We start from the raw sequence: 16,144 nt of genomic DNA on the forward strand, positions 1-16,144 counted from the left end.
GAGCGAGGGTTCTGGTACGTTCTTCCCGTTCATTTGAACGTGTTCAATGACGGGGGTGGGCGGGGTGCGGGGCTCCGAGGAGGACTGGCCGGTGCCCGGGCCGGCCCGGTGGCTGGCGGTCCTGGCGGTGCTGTCCGCGCTGCTCGGGGCGGTTTCGGTGCTGTGCTCGCCCGGCGGCTCGGACGACCTCGGCCCCCTGCTGGTCGGCGTACTGCTGCTGGCCCTGCCGCTGACCGCCCGGCAGGAGAACTCCTTCCGCTTCGTCTGCCCGGTCATCGGCTGGATCGTCCTCGTCCTCTCGGTGCTCGGCGCCCTGTTCGGACTGTTCGTCCTGGCCGTCCCCGCCCTCGCCCTGGTCGCGGCGGGGACGCTGGCGCGCCCCGAGCCCGGGCTCCGCCTGCTGCTGGTCGGCCTCCCGGCGGCCGTCGCGGCCCTCGGGTGGGGGGCCTTGTTCCTGGCCGACCTGCTGACCCGGTCGAACGGCTGACCCGGTCGAACGGCCGACCGCCCGCAGGCCGGCCGACCACCCGCCCCTGAACGGAACGGAGTCTCCGACGTGCGAAGAGCCCTGTTCGTGACCGCCGCCCTCGGCACCTGCCTGGCCCTCCTCCCGGCCACCTGCGACGCCGTCGACCGGTGCTGCTTCCGCCCGCCGGTCAGCGGCCCCGGGCTGTCGACCGGGGAACTGGCCGGCCGCTGGGAGTCGGCCGACGGCGTCACGCTCGTCCTGCGGGCCGACGGCAGGTTCTCGACCAACGCCGCCCCGGCCGGGACGGGCCTGCGCCCGGCCCCGGAGAGCCTGGACGGCCGGTGGCGGCTGGGCGACGGCGGCAACGCCCCGAACACCTCGGTCGAACTCGGCTTCCTCCGGCGCCCGGACGGAACGGACTCCTCCCGGCTCGTCCTGGTCTCGGTCCGCAGGGACGGGCGGCCCGCCCTGTGCGCCTACGCCGCCGAGGTCGACGCCCCCTGCGGCGGCTACCTGCTGACGAAGGCGACGGACTGACCGGGCCCCGCCCGCCCGCACCGTCCCGGGCCGCCGCGCGTCGTAGGATTCCAGGCCTGGGGGCGGGACAGGACGCACCCGGACGGAACGGACCGGCGGAACACCGGCGGAACGGACCGCGGACCGCGGAGGAGGACCGATGAGCCCGCGCAGCACCGTGGCGGAGGCCCGCCGCACCCGGGCCCGGATCATCGACCGGAGCGTCGCCCTCGCCTCGGTCGACGGACTGGAAGGCCTGACCATCGGGCGGCTGGCCGGTGACCTCGGCCTCTCCAAGGCCGGCGTGCTGGGCCACTTCGGCACCAAGGAGGCCCTGCAACTGGCCACCCTGGAACGGGCCTCCGCCCTCTTCACCGCGCTCGTCTGGGACCCGGCCGAGGCGGTCCGGCCCGGCCTGTGCCGGCTGCGGGCCGTCTGCCAGAGCTGGATCGACTACCTGGAGCACGCCCGCGAGATCTTCCCCGGCGGTTGCCTGTTCACCACCGCCGCCGTCGAGTTCGACGCCCACGACGGCCCGGTGCGCCGCAACGTCGCCCGGCTGCTGATGGTCTGGCGCCGCCGCCTGGCGGGCGAGGTCCGGCTCGCCGTCCAGGCCGGCGAACTGCCCGCCGACACCGACCCGGAGCAGGTCGTCCACGAGCTGACCGGCATCTACCTCGCGCTCAACCAGGCCCTGCAACTCCTCCGCGACCCGCTCGCCGCCACCCGCACCCGCCGCGCCCTGGACCGGCTGCTGCCCGCCGCGAGCTGCTGACCCGCTGCGGGCTGCTCACCCGCCCCGGGCCGCCGTCCTGGGGCGGGGCCGGTCAGGGCGTCGTCGGATCCGGGAACAGCACGCCGTGCACGGCGACGCCGAACACCAGCAGGAAGAACAGCAGCACGACCGAACAGGTCAGCCGGAACCGGAGCTTCGCCCGGAACCCGGCCCGCCGCCCCTCGGGGCTGTCGCTGCGCCAGGGCGCCGGGACGTCGATCCGGCCCGCCGCGATGTCCGCCGCGACCCGCCGCACGTCCTCCGGGTGGTAGTGGTGGTGGGTCGGCGCGGCCCCGTACGAGCCCGGCTCCCGCCGCCGCTCCGGTGCGTGCGGACCTTCGCGCGGGACGCGACCGCCCCCACGTACGCCTCCCGCACCGGCCACAGCCCGGCGATCTCGACGCTGTCCAGCCAGGGCTCCGGGCCCCCGTCCGGTACCTCCCGCATCCGCGCCCCCTCGGCCTGGTGTCCGGTCCGCACCACCAGTGCACACCGGCCGGGCCGGGCACGGCATCGCGCGATCGACGCATTCCGCCGGACCGATTTATCCCCCGCCCCCGCGTGGCACCCACCCGTGCGCCGCAGAGCTCCTAGTCTCAACGGTCTACAGCGCTACGGCGCTCCTTCCAGCCGGGCCTTTGCGCCTCCGAGCCGAGGAGACGGCCATGAGTCGTGTCGTCAGGGCCGCCCTGTTCCAGACCGCGTGGACGGGTGACAAGGAATCGATGCTGGCCGCCGCCGAGCGGGCCGCCCGGGACGCCGCCGGGCAGGGCGCCCGGATCATCGGCTTCCAGGAGGTGTTCAACGCCCCCTACTTCTGCCAGGTCCAGGAACCCGAGCACTACGCCTGGGCCGAACCCGTCCCCGACGGTCCCACCGTGCGGCGGATGCGGGCGCTGGCGAAGGAGCTCGGCATCGTGATCGTCGCCCCGGTGTACGAGATCGAGCGGGCCGGCTTCTACTACAACACCGCCGCCGTGATCGACGCCGACGGCAGCTACCTGGGCAAGTACCGCAAGCACCACATCCCGCAGGTGCACGGCTTCTGGGAGAAGTACTACTTCAAGCCCGGCAACCTCGGCTGGCCGGTGTTCGACACCGCCGTCGGCCGGGTCGGCGTGTACATCTGCTACGACCGGCACTTCCCGGAGGGCTGGCGGGCGCTCGGCCTGGCCGGGGCCGAGATCGTCTACAACCCGTCGGCGACCAGCCGCGGCCTGTCCGCCTACCTGTGGCAGCTGGAGCAGCCCGCCGCCGCCGTCGCCAACGAGTACTTCGTCGCCGCGATCAACCGGGTCGGCGTCGAGGAGTACGGCGACGACGACTTCTACGGCACCAGCTACTTCGTCGACCCACGCGGCCAGTTCGTCGGCGAGGTCGCCTCCGACAAGCGCGAGGAGCTCGTCGTCCGCGACCTCGACCTCGGGCTGATCGACCGGGTCCGCCAGCAGTGGGCGTTCTACCGGGACCGGCGCCCGGACGCCTACGGCCCGCTGACCGGGGCCTGAGCGCGATGGCCCGGACCGCGATCACCGGCGGACTGGTCGTCACCGCCGCCGAGGAGACCCACGCCGACGTGCTGGTCGAGGACGGCAGGGTCGTCGCGCTCGCCCTGCCCGGCAGCCAGCGCTGGAGCGCCGACCAGGTGTTCGACGCGAGCGGGAAGTACGTCGTCCCCGGCGGCGTCGACGCGCACACCCACATGGAGCTGCCGTTCGGCGGCACCCGCGCCTCCGACACCTTCGAGACCGGCACCCGGGCCGCCGCCTGGGGCGGCACCACCACCATCGTCGACTTCGCCGTCCAGACCCGCGGCTCCTCGCTGCGCGCCGGACTGGACGCCTGGCACGCCAAGGCCGACGGCAACTGCGCCGTCGACTACGCCTTCCACATGATCGTCTCGGACGTCGACGAGGCCGTGCTGCGCGAACTGCCCGGCCTGGTCGGCGAGGGCGTCACCTCGTTCAAGCTGTTCATGGCCTACCCCGGCGTCTTCTACTCCGACGACGGCCAGATCCTGCGCGCCATGCAGAGCGCCGCCGACGTCGGCGCGCTCACCATGCTGCACGCCGAGAACGGCCCCGCCATCGACGTCCTGGTCGAACAGGCCCTGGCACGCGGCGAGACCGACCCGAGGCACCACGGCGAGGTCCGCCGGGCGCTGCTGGAGGCCGAGGCCACCCACCGGGCGATCCAGCTCGCCCGGGTGGCCGGCGCGCCGCTGTACGTGGTGCACGTCTCCGCCCGCGAGGCGCTCGCCGAACTCGCCGCCGCCCGCGACCTCGGCCTGCCCGTCTTCGGCGAGACCTGCCCGCAGTACCTGTTCCTCTCCACCGACGACCTCGCCGGACCCGACTTCGAGGGCGCCAAGTACGTCTGCTCCACCCCGCTGCGCCCGAAGGAGCACCAGGCGGCGCTCTGGCGCGGCCTGCGCACCGACGACCTCCAGGTGGTCTCCACCGACCACTGCCCGTTCTGCTTCAAGGGCCAGAAGGAACTCGGCCGGGGCGACTTCTCGAAGATCCCCAACGGCCTGCCCGGCGTCGAGCACCGGATGGACCTGCTGCACCAGGGCGTGGTCGACGGCCGGATCAGCCGCCGCCGCTGGATCGACCTCGCCTGCGCCGCCCCCGCCCGGATGTTCGGCCTGTACCCGCGCAAGGGCACCATCGCCCCCGGCTCCGACGCCGACCTGGTCGTCTACGACCCGCACGCCGTGCAGACCCTCTCCGCCGCCACCCACCACATGAACGTCGACTACTCGGCGTACGAGGGCCGCACCGTCACCGGCCGGGTCGAGACCGTGCTCTCCCGCGGCGAGGTGCTGCTCGACCGCGGCGACTACCTCGGCCGCCCCGGGCACGGCGCCTTCCTGCCCCGCTCCACCTGCCAGTACCTCTGACACCCCTCTCCCGCGAGGAGCCTCCCGCCGTGGACTTCGGACTCGTCCTGCAGACCGACCCGCCGGCCGCCAAGGTCGTCGAACTGATGCGCCGCGCCGAACGGGCCGGGTTCAGCCACGGCTGGACCTTCGACTCCGCCGTGCTCTGGCAGGAGCCCTTCGTCATCCACAGCCGCGTCCTGGAGCACACCGAACGCCTCCGGGTCGGCCCGATGGTCACCAACCCGGGCACCCGCACCTGGGAGGTCACCGCCTCCACCTTCGCCACCCTCAACGACATGTACGGCAACCGGACGGTCTGCGGCATCGGCCGCGGCGACTCCGCGATGCGGGTGGCCGGGCGCCGGCCCAACACGCTCGCCCGGCTCGGCGCCGCCGTCGACGCCATCCGCGACCTCGCCGAGGGCCGGGAGGCCGAGGTCGACGGCAAGCCGATCCGGATCCCCTGGGTCAAGGACGGGAAGCTGCCGGTCTGGATGGCCGCCTACGGCCCCAAGGCGCTCGCCCTCGCCGGGCGGAAGGCCGACGGCTTCATCCTGCAACTCGCCGACCCCTACCTCACCGAGTGGATGGTCAAGGCCGTCCGCCGGGCCGCCGAGGAGGCCGGCCGCGACCCCGCCGCCGTCACCGTCTGCGTCGCCGCCCCCGCCTACGTCGGCGACGACCTCGACCACGCCCGCGAACAGTGCCGCTGGTTCGGCGGCATGGTCGGCAACCACGTCGCCGACCTGGTCGCCCGCTACGGCGAGCACTCCGGCCTCGTCCCCGAGGAGCTCACCGCCTACGTCAAGGACCGGCACGGCTACGACTACAGCCACCACGGCCGGGCCGGGAACCCCTCCACCGACTTCGTCCCCGACGCCATCGTCGACCGCTTCTGCCTGCTCGGCCCCGCCGCCGCCCACGTCGAGAAGCTGCGCGCGCTGCGCGACCTCGGCGTCGACCAGTTCGCGGTGTACGCGATGCACGACGCCCGGGAGGCCGTCATCGACGCGTACGGGGAGCACGTCATCCCGGCGCTGGCCTGAGCGCCCGCCGCCGGGCCGGTGGTTCCTCCCGTCAGACGGACTCGGACTCGGACTCGGGCTCGGAGTCGGGCTGGGGCTGGGGCTGGGCTGCGGAGTCGGGCCGGCCTGCGGAGTCGGCTGCGGGCTAGGACTCGGCCGCGGTGCGGAAGGCGGCCGCGTGTTCGGTCGCCCACTGGCGGAAGGTGCGCTCCGGGGTGCCGAGCAGGGTGCGGGTGGTCTCGCCGATCACCGCCGGGGCGGCGCTGGCGGCGGCCCAGTAGGAGAGCAGCGAGCCGACCAGCGGGGCGGGCATGAAACGGCCCAGCTGGCGCTCGGCCTCGGCCCGGGTCACGGTCTCGACCGGGACCGGCCGGCCCAGCACCTCGGCCAGCACGCCCACCTGCTCGCGCAGCGTCAGCCGCTGCCCGCCGGTGAGCGTGACGGCGCGGCCGCGCGGCCCGGGGGCGGCCGGTGCCCGGCCCGGCACCGACGGGGCGGTCAGCGCGGCGACCGCGACGTCGGCGATGTCCGCCGGGTGGACCGGGGCCAGGCTGGCCTCCGGGTAGGGCAGTTCGACCGGCAGCCCGGCGGCGATCGTCCGGGACCAGCCGAGCGCGTTGCTCGCGAAGGCGTCCGCCCGCAGCAGGGTGGCGGGCAGACCGGCGGAGGCCAGCGCCCGCTCCACCCGCAGGTTGTGCGCGCCCAGCGGGTCGCTCTCGGCGTCCGGCGAGAGCACCGAGGCCGAGGAGAGCAGCACCACGTGCTCCACCCCGGCCGCCCGGGCGGCCGCGGCGAACTCGTCGACACCCGCCGGCTCCGGGTACAGGAACACCTGGCGGACGCCCGCCAGCGCCGCCGCGAAGGTGTCGGGCCGGTTCAGCACCAGCTCCACCCCCGCCACCCCGGCGGGGACGGCCAGCTCGGCCGGACGGGCGCTGGCGGCGCGGACGGGACGGCCGGCGGCGTGCAGCCGCTCCAGGACGGCGCGGCCGACCTGGCCGCGCGCACCGGTGACGAGAACGGTCATGGGAACCCCCGAGGAGAGAAGCGGGCGGGCGGCCGGTGTGCCGTCCCGCACATGCATGCTGTCATGCATGCAATTGATGGGCAACACGGTTATGCGTTCCCTTGCGCACCTGTCCCGTTTCACGCACCTACCATGGGTGCATGACGAAGAACGAGGCCCACTGGCCGCACCCCACGGCCGACGAACTGCTGGACGCCGTCGGCCCCGCCTTCGGCAAGCTGCGCCGCACCTCGCTGCTGGACGTCGAGCACCCCATCTCCGCCAAGGACCTCAGCCGCACCCTGGTGCTCAACCTCGTCCTGGAGCACACCCGCGACTCCGAGGCCGAGGTCACCGTCGGCGCGATCGCCGAACTCCTCGCCGTCGACCCCTCCGTCGCCAGCCGGATGGTCACCGACAACATCAAGGCCGGCTACCTGCTCCGCGCCGCCTCCCAGCACGACGGCCGCCGCACCGTCCTGCACCTCAGCCCCCAGGGCGCCGAACTGATGGACCGCTTCCGCCGCCACCAGCGCTCCGCGTTCGAGTACATCACCGCCGACTGGTCCGACACCGAACGCCTCGACTTCGCCCGCCTGATGCTCAAGTACGTCGACTCCCTGGACCGCCTGAAGGACCGTCGCCCGTGACGGCGGCCGAAGCGGTTGCCCGCGGGGCTTGAAGCTCCCGCGGGGGGAGGTGCCAGGGTGGGGGCATGGACGGCGACGGCGACTACTCGATCGGGGAACTGGCTCGGCGGAGCGGGCTGGGGGTCAAGACCATCCGGTTCTACTCCGACCGGGGACTGGTCACCCCCAGCCGCCGCACTGCCGCCGGACACCGGCGGTACGACCGGGCGGCGGTGGCGCGGCTCGGGCTGGTGCGCACCCTGCGGGAGCTCGGGCTCGACCTCGGCACCGTCCGTGACGTGCTGGAACAGGGCCGTTCGCTGGCCGAGGTGGCCGCGGTCCACGCCGACGCGGTGGCCGCGCGGATCCGGACGCTCCGACTGCGGCACGCCGTGTTGCTGGCCGTTGCCGCGGGTGCGGCCGAGGACGCGAGCGGCGGCGTGGGCGGCGCTGCGGACGGCGGTACGGGCTGCGGTCCGGACGGCGGCGTGGGCGGCGGAGAGCAGGAGGAAGCGATGGAACGACTGGAGCGGCTGGAACGACTGGCCCGGGACGAACGCCACCGGGTGGTCGAGGAGTTCCTCGACCACGCGTTCGGCACGGCCGGATCGGAACGGGCCGGGATCCGGCACTCGATGACCCCCCAACCGGCCGCCGACGCCGACGCCCGGCAGCTGCGGGCCTGGACCCAACTCGCTGAACTCGCCCAGGACCCGGACCTCCGGGCCTCGCTCCGCCGCGCCGTCGAAGAGCACGCGGGGACCGGCGGCGGCGTGCCCCGTCCCGGCACCGCCGCCCTCGCCCGGCAGCTCGCCGCCCCCGCCCTCGCCGCGGGCCTGCCGCCCGAAGGGCCGGAGGCCGCCGTGGTCCGCGCCGCGCTGACCGCCCGCCGGGCCCGCGACACCGGCCGCCCCGACGACCTCGCGCTGCGCCGCGACCTGGCCGCCGAACTCGACCGGGCCGCCGACCCGCTGCGGCAGCGCTACGTCGAACTGCTCGCCGTGGTCAACGGCTGGCCCCCGCCCGAGGACCCGGCCCCGGCCCTCGCCTGGACGGCCCGCGCGCTGCGCGCCGCGGGGTGAGGCGGGGTGAGGCGGGCGCGAGGCGGGAGGACGCGCGGCGGCCGGGAAACCGGGGTGCGGGCGGGGGAGGGGGTCTGCGAGCATGCGGGGCATGTCGCGTGATCTCACCTCCCCGGTCGTCCCGCCGGTCGTCCCGCTGGTCGTCCGCCGCACCCGCCGCCTGCCCGTGCCGCTGGACGCGGCCGGGGCGAGCGAGCCGGGGCGGGTCGGGCAAGGGGCGGTGGTGGCGCGGCAGTTCGACGCCGCGCTGATGTCCGCCGGGTTCAAGCTGTCCGGGGAGCTGCTGGCGCGGCTCTCCGAGCTGCCGGCCGAGCGGGTGCGCGAGCTGGCCGAGGACGGGCTGGCGGCCGTCCGGGAACTGCTCGGCGACCACGTGCGGCACAACACGTACTTCGTGGACTTCCCGCACGGCGTGCCCGACACCGAGGACTTCTGGCGCGGGCTGCTGGCCGAGCTGACCGGGGCCGACGAGGCGGCGGAGTCCGGGGAGGCCCGGCTCGACGGGCTCGACCTGCTGACCCTGCCCGGCTACGGCAGGTACCGGCACGGGTACGAGGAACTGCTCGCCGCACACGAGGAGTTGATCGCCGGAGCGGGCGACCGGATCACGGTGCTGCACCTCGGCGACACCCCCGAACGGGAGGCGGAGGCGCTCTACCTGGCGCTGGCCGGCAGCACCACCCCGCTCGGCGCGGAGGCGCTGCGCGACCTGGCCGCCCTCGCCCGGCACTGCGCGGACGGCCCGCAGCCCGCCGAGGTACCCGTCCGGGAGAACCGGGCCGTGCTCGACGCCGCCCGGCTGGAGGCCGGTTCGGGCCCGCTGTTCGCGGACACCGTCACCGACGTGCTGCGCACCGCCTGCGCGCTGGCCGGCGGCGACGTCACGCTCGCCGCCCCGACCAGGTTCGGCCCGCTGCCGCGCCCGGTCCGCCGCGCCCTGCTCGCCGCCCTCGACGGACTGGTGGCCGCCGCGCCCGGCAAGCTCGCCGACGTGCTGCGCCACCGCGAGCGGTTCAAGCGGCTCGGCGAGCGCCTGCACCCGCACGAGTACCCGAAGTGGCCGCACGCCGCCCGGGTGTTCGCCGTCGCCCGCGGCGAGCAGCGCGCCCAGGGCGTGGACGGCCGGGTCGAGGAACTGCTCGCCGCCGGGGAGGCCGGCGCCGCCGCCGAACTGCTGGCCGCCGCCGCGCCCGGCAAGCTGCTGCGCGCCCTGGACCGACTGCTGCGCGAGGCCCGCACCGACCCCGAGCGGGACGCCGTCACCGCCGCCGCCGAACGCGCGCTGCCCGCCGCGTCCGGCCGCCTGCTGCTCTCGCTGCGCGAGCACCTGCACAACCGGGCCGGGGGCGGCACCGACCGGCGGGTCTTCGTCAACCGGGACGCCCGCAGCCACGTCACCGACGACCTGCGCCCGCCGCTGCCCGCCGCCGCCCGCGAACGCCTCACCGCCGCGCTGGACGCCGAGACCGCCCGCCGCCTGCCCGCCGACCCGCCGCGCCTGCTGGTCGACCCCGACCTCCTGGACGTCGCCCTCCCGCTCAGCGGCAACGCGAGCGCCGCCGGCTTCGGCGTGCTGCCCCGCGGCTCGCTGCAGCCCGTCCGGGGCGAGCTGCTGCGCTTCTTCGTCCACTGGAAGCAGCGCGAACTGCGCACCGACTTCGACCTGTCCGCGCTGATGCTGGACGAGTCGTACGACAACCCGACCTGGCTGTCGTACACCGAACTCAGCTCCGTCGCCGGCGAGCACTCCGGCGACGTCGTCGAAGCGCCCGACGGCGCCTCGGAGTTCATCAACCTGCACCTGGCGAAGGTGCCCGGTGCGTTCATCGTGCCGCAGGTCAACGTGTACGCGGGCGAGGGCTTTCAGGACGTCGAGGAGTCGTTCTTCGGCTGGATGCTGCGCGAGGACGAGCAGCAGGGCCGCCCGTTCGAGCCGCGCACCGTCCGGATGAAGTCCGACCTGCGGGGCGCCGGACGGGTCGCCCTGCCGCTGGTGTTCGAACGGCGGGCGGACGGTGCGTGGTACGCCCGCTGGCTGCACGTGTACCTGCGCGGCGAGCCGGTCGGCAACCGGGTCGAGGGCAACCGGGTCACCGTAGCCGACCTGCTGCGGGCCGGCACCGGGCGGGAGTACCTGACGGTCCGCCACCTGGTCGGCCTGATGGTCGCCAACGGCGCCGAACTGCTCCCCTGGAACGGCCCCGCGCCGGACGGCCCGGTCACCTACCTCGGCCTGGACCGCCCCGAGGGCCTGCCGGAGGGCTCGCGGGTGATCACGCCGGAGAACCTGCGCGAGCTGATCCCGGCCTGAGCGGCCGGTGGCGGGCGGTGCGTGGTGAGTGGTGCGTGGTGGGCGGTCGGTGTTCGCCGGGCGGCGGCGGGTGTCCGTCGGGCGGCGGCGGGTGCTAGCCTGCGGCACAGGCGAGGCCATGAGCGGGCCTCCTTCTCCACCGTCTGCAAAACGCGGCCCGCTCGCCCTCCTCGCCGTCCACTTCGGGCCGCCGGGTGCGGTCCGGGAAATCGGGTGACCGGGGTCCGGCGGCGCTGCTAGCGTGTGCGGCAGGCGAGGCCATGGACGGGCTTCCTTCTCCTTTCCTGATGAAATCAGCCCGTTCGCCCTCCTCGCCGCCGACTTCGAGCCGGGGCGCCCCGGGACGGGGCGCCCCGGCTCTCGTCGTGCGCGGGGAGGGGCGCGGCTCAGGGCCGTTCGGCGAGGTCCGCCTCCAGCGCGCGCGCCGCCGTCTCCAGCACCGCCACCAGCGACTGCAGCCGGTGCGGGTCGTAGCGCACGCTCGGCATCGACACCGACAGGCCGGCCACCGCCGTGCCCGCGCCGTCCCGGACCGGCACGCCGACGGCGGTCAGGCCGCGTTCGGAGCGCTCCCGGTTCACGGCGAAGCCGCCGCGCCGCAGCCTCCCCAGCTCGGCGCGCAGCTGCGGCAGGTCGGGCCGCTCGCCGGGGCGGTCCCGGTAGCGCTCGGGGGCGTAGACCTCCTCCAGCTGCTCGGGGGAGAGCTCGGCGAGCAGCAGCAGTCCGGCGGTGGTGCGGTGCGCGGGGAAGACCATGCCCTCGCGCGAGCCCACCCGCAGCGCCCGGGTCGACTCCACGCTGGCGATGAACCGTGCCGTGTCACCGGCCCGGACGGTCAGGTTCACCGTCTCGTCCAGCACGTCCACCACCCGGCGCAGGTGCGGCAGCGCGGCCGGGCGCAGCCGGGAGACCAGCGAGCGCGAGTGCGCGGCCAGCTCCAGCACCGGCCCGGCCCGGTAGACCCGGTCCTCGCCCTGCACCGCGAAGTCCCGGTACACCAGCATCCCGAGGATCCGGTGCGCCGTGGAGCGGGCCACGCCGAGGCGTTCGGCCACCTGGGAGACCGTCGCCCCGCCCTCCATCTGCAGCATGGTCGCGGCCCGCAGCGCGTGGTCCACGCTGGCGATCGGGTAGGGCGGCGGGGTCTTCAGCGGCTTGTCCACGGTGCGCTCCTCCTGCGGCCGGTCCGCGGCCGGGCGGTGGCTGGGCGGCCATCGTTCTGCTCTGAAGAATCTACCTGTTCTCCTGGGCGGGACGCGGCACGCTGAGCCCGTGATCGAGTCCACCACCGCCCCAGACACCGCAACGGGCTCCCCGGTCCGGCTCCAGGCCGTCGCCGCGGACGGGCAGCCCGAGGTCACCCCGGCGCTCCACGCGCTCTACCGGGGCTTCGAACAGGAGCTGCTCGTCCCGCTGTGGACCGAGATCGGCGACCTGATGCCCGCCCACCCCCGTTCGCAGGCCGCCCCGCACCTGTGGCGCTGGCAGAAGCTGCGCGAACTCGCCGCCCGTGCCGGGGAGCTGGTCCCGGTCGGGCGCGGCGGCGAGCGCCGGGCGATCGCGCTGGCCAACCCCTCGCTGGGCGGCCGCCCGTTCGCCACCCCGACGCTCTGGGCCGCGATCCAGTACCTGATGCCCGGCGAGGACGCCCCCGAGCACCGCCACAGCCAGCACGCCTTCCGCTTCGTCGTCGAGGGCGAGGGGGTGTGGACGGTGGTCGGCCGCGACCCGGTCGCGATGCGGCGCGGCGACTTCCTCCCGCAGGCCGGCTGGAACTGGCACGCCCACCACAACGCCACCGACGCGCCGATGGCCTGGATCGACGGCCTGGACATCCCGTTCCAGTACGCCGGCGAGACCCAGTTCTTCGAGTTCGGCCGGGACGAGATCTCCGCCGCCGAGCGCACCACGCCCGACCGCTCCCGCTCCGAACGCCTCTGGGGCCACCCCGGCCTGCGCCCGCTGGCGGCCGGCCGCCCCGGCCCCGGCAGCCCGCTGCTGGCCTACCGCTGGGAGCACACCGACCGCGCGCTGGACGACCAACTCGCCCTGGAGGCCGAGGGGTTCGGCGGCACGGTGGAGCCCGGCCACGCCGCCGTCCGGTTCACCGACCCGGCCACCGCGCGGGACGTGCTCCCCACCATCCGGGCCGAGGTGCACCGGATCGCCCGCGGCGCCGAGACCGCCCCCGTCCGGGAGACCGGTTCGTCCGTCTACCAGGTCTTCGACGGCTCCGGCACCGTCACGGTGGGCGAGCGGACCTGGACGGTCGGCCGCGGCGACCTGTTCACCGTCCCCTCCTGGCAGCCGTTCTCGGCCCGTTCCGAGGCCGGCGCCACCGACTCCGACTCCGGCGCGCTCGACCTGTTCCAGTTCGGCGACGCCCCGATCTTCGAAGCCCTGCGGCTGCAGCGCACCCATCCGGAAGGAACCACCCGATGAAGCTCGCCACCCTCCGCACCGGCGGCACCACCCGCGCCGTCCGGCTCGACGGCGACACCCTGACCGAGCTCGGCCACCCCGACCTCGGCGCGCTGCTCGCCCAGGACGACTGGGCCGGGATCGCCGCCGCCGCGACCGGCCCCACCCACCCGCTGGCCGGAGCCGACTTCGCGCCCGTGGTGCCCCGCCCCTCCAAGGTGGTGTGCGTCGGCCTCAACTACCGCAACCACATTCAGGAGATGGGCCGCGACCTGCCCGAACACCCCACCCTGTTCGCCAAGTTCGCCGACTCGCTGATCGGCGCGGGCGACGACATCCTCCGCCCGGAGGAGACCGCCGAGTTCGACTGGGAGGTCGAACTCGCCGTCGTCATCGGCAGGTCGGTGCGCCGCGCCCGCGGCGAGCAGGCCGAGGCCGCGATCGCCGGGTTCACCGTGCTCAACGACGTCACCTGCCGCGACTGGCAGTTCAGGACCCGCGAGTGGCTCCAGGGCAAGACCTGGGACTCCACCACCCCGGTCGGCCCGTTCCTGGTCACCCCCGACGAACTGCCCGGCGGCGTCCGCCCGGTGCTCGACGTCACGCTCACCGTCGACGGCGAGACCGTGCAGTCCGACACCACCGGCGACCTGCTGTTCGACCCGGTCGCCCTGGTCGAGTACGTCTCCACCGTGGTCCGGCTCAACCCCGGCGACCTGATCGCCACCGGCACCCCCGGCGGCGTCGGCCACGCCCGCAAGCCCGCCCGCTACCTGAGCGGCGGCGAGACCGTGGTCACCGAGATCCAGGGCCTCGGCCGGCTGGAGAACCGGGTCGTCCGGGACGGCGGCGCCGCGTGAGCGCCGGGAGGGGGGCCCAGGCGGGCCCCCGCACGCCGGAGGACGCGCGCGGTTGGGCGGCGTTCGGCACCGGGCTCTTCCTGGCCGCCGCCGACTCCTTCGGCCCCGCCGAGTACGCGGCCCCCACTTCGCTGCCCGGCTGGACCCGCGCCCACCTGGCCGCCCACCTCGCCGCCAACGCGGACGCGCTCGGCAACCTGGTGCACTGGGCCGCGACCGGCGAACCCACCCCGATGTACGCCTCCCCGGAGGAGCGGCTGGCCGGCATCGAACGCGGCCGGACCCTCCCGGCCGCCGAACTCACCGCCCGGGTGCGGGAGTCCGCGCGACGGCTGGCCGCCGCCCTGGATGCGCTCACCCCCGAGCAGTGGCGGGCCCCGGTCGTCACCGCCCAGGGCCGCACCGTCACCGCCGCCCAACTCCCGTGGCTCCGTGCCCGCGAGGCCTGCGTGCACGCGGTCGACCTGGCCGCCGGCACCGGCTTCGCCGACCTCCCGGCCGGGTTCCTGGCCGCCCTCACCGAGGACGTCCTCGCCAAGCGCGCGGCCGCACCCGGCCCGGCGCTCGTCCTGCGGACCCCGGACGGGGGAGCGGAGTGGACGCTGCCCGGCGACGGCGAGCCGGCCATCGTGACCGCCGAACTACCCCTGATCACCGGCTACTTGACTGGCCGTCAGCAGATCGACGGCGCCCCGGACCTCGGCCCCTGGCTGTGACCCTCCCGCACACCCCCACGACGTGAAGGAGCACCCCATGAACCCTCCCCTCACCCCCGACGTGCTCGTCGTCGGCGGCGGCATCGGCGGCCTCGCGGCCGCGTTCGCGCTGGCCCGGCGCGGGCTGCGGGTGCGCGTGCTGGAACGGGCGCAGGAGTTCGGGGAGGTCGGCGCCGGACTGCAGATCGCCCCCAACTGCACCCGGATCCTGGCCGACTACGGCCTGCTGGACGAGGCACGCCGACTCGGCGTCGCTCCCGAGCACATGGTGATGCGCGACGCGCTGGACGCCCGCGAACTGACCCGGCTCGACCTGAGCGACCTCGAACGGCGCTACGGCCACCCGTACCTGGTGATCCACCGCAGCGACCTGCACGGCATCTTCCTGCGGGCCTGCCGACGGGCCGACGTCGAACTGCTGACCGACCGCACCGTGGTCGACTACCAGCACACCGACACCGGCGCCCGGGTGCTGCTGGCCGACGGCACCGCCGAGGAGGCCCCGCTGGTGATCGCCGCCGACGGGCTGCACTCGGTGGCCCGGGCCAAGCTGGTCGGCGACGAAGTGGTCAGCTCCGACTACGTCGCCTACCGCGCCGCCGTCCCGATCGAGCGGGCCCGCGCCAACGGGATCGCCGAGCGCGACGTCACCGTGTACGTCGGCCCGCGCTGCCACTTCGTCCAGTACGCGCTGCGCGGCGGCGAGATGTTCAACCAGGTCGCGGTCTTCGAGTCGCCGAAGGCCAAGGCGGGCGACCCGGACTGGGGCACCCCCGACGAACTGGACACCGCCTTCGAGGCGACCTGCGACACCGTCCGGGCCGGCATCCCGCTGATGTGGCGCGACCGCTGGTGGCAGATGATGGACCGCGACCCGGTCGAGACCTGGGTGCACGGCCGGATCGCGCTGCTCGGCGACGCCGCCCACCCGCCGCTGCAGTACATGGCGCAGGGCGCGGTCATGGCGATCGAGGACGGCTGGGTGCTCGCCGAACACCACGCCCGGCTCGCCGCGCCGGACGGGGCGACGGAGGGGGCACCGGGCGGGGCGGCGGACGGGGCACCCGGCGGAGCACCGTGCTGGGACGCCGTGCTCGCCGCGTACCAGGCCGTCCGGGTCGAGCACTGCCGACGCGTCCAGACCACCGCCCGGAGCTGGGGCGAGCTGTGGCACCTGGAGGGCGAGGCCCGCCTCCGGCGCAACGCCGTCCTGCGCGAACGGGCCGTCGACGACTACGCGTTCACCGACTGGATCTACGGCCCGACCGCGCTCGAACCGGACCAGGAGCCGCCGATGTTCACCCCGGTCCCGCTGACGGGTGCACGGGTGGCGGAGCCCACGGGCACCCGGGCGGAGGAGCCGGCGGCCCGCTGAGCGTCGCCCGCCCGCGCGCCGCTGCCCGTACGCCGGCGTCCGCAGCCGTCCGGCCGCCACCGGTGCAGGGGCACG

16 protein-coding genes are annotated in these 16,144 nt (G+C 75.2%); 13 read left to right on the plus strand and 3 right to left on the minus strand.

The features are described 5' to 3' along the window. The first annotated feature begins 55 nt into the window (after nucleotides 1-55). The 3 genes from ACZ3J7_RS10815 (at nucleotide 56) to ACZ3J7_RS10825 (ending at nucleotide 1,760) form a co-directional block, all read left to right on the plus strand. Nucleotides 56-487 carry a hypothetical protein gene (locus ACZ3J7_RS10815; protein ID WP_465619035.1) on the plus strand — a complete coding sequence of 144 codons (432 nt, stop codon included), beginning with the start codon at nucleotides 56-58 and terminating at the stop codon, nucleotides 485-487. A gap of 69 nt (nucleotides 488-556) precedes the next feature. After that, on the plus strand, nucleotides 557-1,006 hold the full coding sequence (locus ACZ3J7_RS10820) for a hypothetical protein (protein WP_465619037.1): 450 nt from the start codon (nucleotides 557-559) through the stop codon (nucleotides 1,004-1,006). 139 nt (nucleotides 1,007-1,145) lie between these two features. Next, entirely contained in the window at nucleotides 1,146-1,760 is a 615-nt protein-coding gene (locus ACZ3J7_RS10825) for a TetR/AcrR family transcriptional regulator (RefSeq protein ID WP_465619039.1), read from the plus strand. Between the two features lie 52 nt (nucleotides 1,761-1,812). Here the strand turns inward: ACZ3J7_RS10825 and ACZ3J7_RS10830 are convergent, their stop codons facing one another. Then, nucleotides 1,813-2,145, minus strand: a complete 333-nt coding sequence (locus ACZ3J7_RS10830) for a hypothetical protein (protein ID WP_465619041.1) — start codon at nucleotides 2,143-2,145, stop codon at nucleotides 1,813-1,815. 280 nt (nucleotides 2,146-2,425) lie between these two features. Between ACZ3J7_RS10830 and ACZ3J7_RS10835 the strand changes: the two genes are divergently transcribed. The 3 genes from ACZ3J7_RS10835 to ACZ3J7_RS10845 are packed head-to-tail and all read left to right on the plus strand — an operon-like array spanning nucleotide 2,426 to nucleotide 5,690. Continuing rightward, a complete protein-coding gene (locus ACZ3J7_RS10835) occupies nucleotides 2,426-3,268 on the plus strand; it encodes a nitrilase-related carbon-nitrogen hydrolase (protein ID WP_465619043.1) in 843 nt (280 codons plus the stop codon). A 5-nt stretch (nucleotides 3,269-3,273) separates the two neighbouring features. Next, the gene (gene hydA / locus ACZ3J7_RS10840; protein ID WP_465619045.1) at nucleotides 3,274-4,662 is read left to right on the plus strand and encodes a dihydropyrimidinase; all 1,389 of its coding nucleotides are present in this window, start codon (nucleotides 3,274-3,276) and stop codon (nucleotides 4,660-4,662) included. Between the two features lie 29 nt (nucleotides 4,663-4,691). Continuing rightward, a complete protein-coding gene (locus ACZ3J7_RS10845; RefSeq protein ID WP_465619047.1) occupies nucleotides 4,692-5,690 on the plus strand; it encodes a TIGR03842 family LLM class F420-dependent oxidoreductase in 999 nt (332 codons plus the stop codon). Nucleotides 5,691-5,814: 124 nt separating this feature from the next. On the opposite strand, the gene ACZ3J7_RS10850 is transcribed toward ACZ3J7_RS10845, so the two are convergent. Then, nucleotides 5,815-6,696: an SDR family oxidoreductase gene (locus tag ACZ3J7_RS10850; RefSeq protein WP_465619049.1), complete on the minus strand. Its 882-nt coding sequence runs from the start codon at nucleotides 6,694-6,696 to the stop codon at nucleotides 5,815-5,817. Between the two features lie 140 nt (nucleotides 6,697-6,836). Between ACZ3J7_RS10850 and ACZ3J7_RS10855 the strand changes: the two genes are divergently transcribed. From ACZ3J7_RS10855 to ACZ3J7_RS10865, 3 genes are all read left to right on the plus strand, one after another. Beyond that, a complete protein-coding gene (locus ACZ3J7_RS10855) occupies nucleotides 6,837-7,325 on the plus strand; it encodes a MarR family winged helix-turn-helix transcriptional regulator (RefSeq protein ID WP_465619051.1) in 489 nt (162 codons plus the stop codon). Between the two features lie 65 nt (nucleotides 7,326-7,390). Then, nucleotides 7,391-8,386, plus strand: a complete 996-nt coding sequence (locus tag ACZ3J7_RS10860) for a MerR family transcriptional regulator (RefSeq protein ID WP_465619053.1) — start codon at nucleotides 7,391-7,393, stop codon at nucleotides 8,384-8,386. Nucleotides 8,387-8,477: 91 nt separating this feature from the next. Next, complete coding sequence (locus ACZ3J7_RS10865; protein ID WP_465619055.1) at nucleotides 8,478-10,697, plus strand: TerD family protein; 2,220 nt, start codon at nucleotides 8,478-8,480, stop codon at nucleotides 10,695-10,697. 386 nt (nucleotides 10,698-11,083) lie between these two features. On the opposite strand, the gene ACZ3J7_RS10870 is transcribed toward ACZ3J7_RS10865, so the two are convergent. Continuing rightward, nucleotides 11,084-11,860: an IclR family transcriptional regulator gene (locus tag ACZ3J7_RS10870; RefSeq protein ID WP_465619057.1), complete on the minus strand. Its 777-nt coding sequence runs from the start codon at nucleotides 11,858-11,860 to the stop codon at nucleotides 11,084-11,086. 109 nt (nucleotides 11,861-11,969) lie between these two features. Between ACZ3J7_RS10870 and ACZ3J7_RS10875 the strand changes: the two genes are divergently transcribed. The 4 genes from ACZ3J7_RS10875 to ACZ3J7_RS10890 are packed head-to-tail and all read left to right on the plus strand — an operon-like array spanning nucleotide 11,970 to nucleotide 16,069. Continuing rightward, nucleotides 11,970-13,139, plus strand: a complete 1,170-nt coding sequence (locus ACZ3J7_RS10875; protein WP_465619059.1) for a cupin domain-containing protein — start codon at nucleotides 11,970-11,972, stop codon at nucleotides 13,137-13,139. Then, nucleotides 13,136-13,978: a fumarylacetoacetate hydrolase family protein gene (locus tag ACZ3J7_RS10880; RefSeq protein WP_465619061.1), complete on the plus strand. Its 843-nt coding sequence runs from the start codon at nucleotides 13,136-13,138 to the stop codon at nucleotides 13,976-13,978. The genes ACZ3J7_RS10875 and ACZ3J7_RS10880 overlap by 4 nt, the downstream gene beginning before the upstream one ends. Next, on the plus strand, nucleotides 13,975-14,694 hold the full coding sequence (locus ACZ3J7_RS10885; RefSeq protein WP_465619063.1) for a maleylpyruvate isomerase family mycothiol-dependent enzyme: 720 nt from the start codon (nucleotides 13,975-13,977) through the stop codon (nucleotides 14,692-14,694). Before ACZ3J7_RS10880 ends, ACZ3J7_RS10885 begins: the two co-directional genes overlap by 4 nt. A 37-nt stretch (nucleotides 14,695-14,731) precedes the next feature. Continuing rightward, nucleotides 14,732-16,069: an FAD-dependent oxidoreductase gene (locus ACZ3J7_RS10890; protein WP_465619065.1), complete on the plus strand. Its 1,338-nt coding sequence runs from the start codon at nucleotides 14,732-14,734 to the stop codon at nucleotides 16,067-16,069. Nucleotides 16,070-16,144: the final 75 nt, after the last annotated feature.

It is taken from the genome of Kitasatospora sp. NPDC015121, assembly GCF_055562955.1.

What these genes read in the sequence shown, in the direction of transcription:
- ACZ3J7_RS10825 (WP_465619039.1), top strand. Translation starts at nt 1,146, where the DNA reads ATGAGCCCGCGCAGCACCGTGGCGGAGGCCCGCCGCACCCGGGCCCGG.
- ACZ3J7_RS10835 (WP_465619043.1), top strand. Translation starts at nt 2,426, where the DNA reads ATGAGTCGTGTCGTCAGGGCCGCCCTGTTCCAGACCGCGTGGACGGGT.
- hydA (WP_465619045.1), top strand. Translation starts at nt 3,274, where the DNA reads ATGGCCCGGACCGCGATCACCGGCGGACTGGTCGTCACCGCCGCCGAG.
- ACZ3J7_RS10850 (WP_465619049.1), bottom strand. Translation starts at nt 6,696, where the DNA reads ATGACCGTTCTCGTCACCGGTGCGCGCGGCCAGGTCGGCCGCGCCGTC.
- ACZ3J7_RS10855 (WP_465619051.1), top strand. Translation starts at nt 6,837, where the DNA reads ATGACGAAGAACGAGGCCCACTGGCCGCACCCCACGGCCGACGAACTG.
- ACZ3J7_RS10860 (WP_465619053.1), top strand. Translation starts at nt 7,391, where the DNA reads ATGGACGGCGACGGCGACTACTCGATCGGGGAACTGGCTCGGCGGAGC.
- ACZ3J7_RS10865 (WP_465619055.1), top strand. Translation starts at nt 8,478, where the DNA reads ATGTCGCGTGATCTCACCTCCCCGGTCGTCCCGCCGGTCGTCCCGCTG.
- ACZ3J7_RS10880 (WP_465619061.1), top strand. Translation starts at nt 13,136, where the DNA reads ATGAAGCTCGCCACCCTCCGCACCGGCGGCACCACCCGCGCCGTCCGG.
- ACZ3J7_RS10890 (WP_465619065.1), top strand. Translation starts at nt 14,732, where the DNA reads ATGAACCCTCCCCTCACCCCCGACGTGCTCGTCGTCGGCGGCGGCATC.